Genomic DNA, 644 nt, shown 5'->3' with positions numbered 1-644 from the left:
TCGGGAAGGCATGATGCAAGACGCTGGCTTCGAAAACACCAAATACTACAACTTAACTGGTGGTATTGTGGCGTTGCACCGCGGTTACAAATTCTAAGGGTTAACGGCATGCCATTTGAACCTCTTATCACTGCTGTCATTGAAACTTCACTGAACACACTGATTAAAGACGATCCTGCATTGGGTCGTCGTTTAGCGCGTCTCAAGGGCCAAGTTATCCAAGTTCACCTCAAAGAAATCGACAAGACGCTGACGTTTGTTTTCAGTCAGCAGATTGATGTGCTGGGTAACTACGAAGGTCAGCCTGACTGCTATCTCTCGTTGAACTTGAGCGTGCTGCCTGAGCTGCGTGACCAAGCCAACATCACTCGCTTGATTAAGCAAGACAAGCTTGAACTTGAAGGTGATATTCAACTGGCGCAGAAATTTTCTCAGTTGATGACCGATTGCAAACCGGACATTGAAGAGTGGTTATCTCGCGTAACAGGCGATGTGGTTGCACACACTTTGGTACAAGGCACCAAAAACGTGGGTGGTTTCTTCGTTTCTCAAGCGGAAAAACATCAGCGTCACCTTGCCCAAGTGGTCACAGAAGAGTGGAAATTGGCACCCGCACCATTGGAAGTCGCGTATTTTTGCGATCA

At 47.4% G+C, this 644-nt stretch carries 2 protein-coding genes; both read left to right on the top strand.

The window, feature by feature from the left end:
- A partial coding sequence (locus R7Q11_RS27060) for a class I SAM-dependent methyltransferase (RefSeq protein WP_225467096.1) occupies nucleotides 1-97 on the top strand: 97 nt, incomplete at its 5' end.
- 11 nt (nucleotides 98-108) lie between these two features.
- Nucleotides 109-644 (top strand): SCP2 domain-containing protein (locus tag R7Q11_RS27055; protein ID WP_225467095.1); only part of this gene is annotated, 536 nt, incomplete at its 3' end.

The sequence above is a fragment of the Vibrio sp. 970 genome (assembly GCF_033339075.1).
Note: the sequence above shows the minus strand (reverse complement) of the source record. Positions and strands in the feature narration are given on the sequence as shown.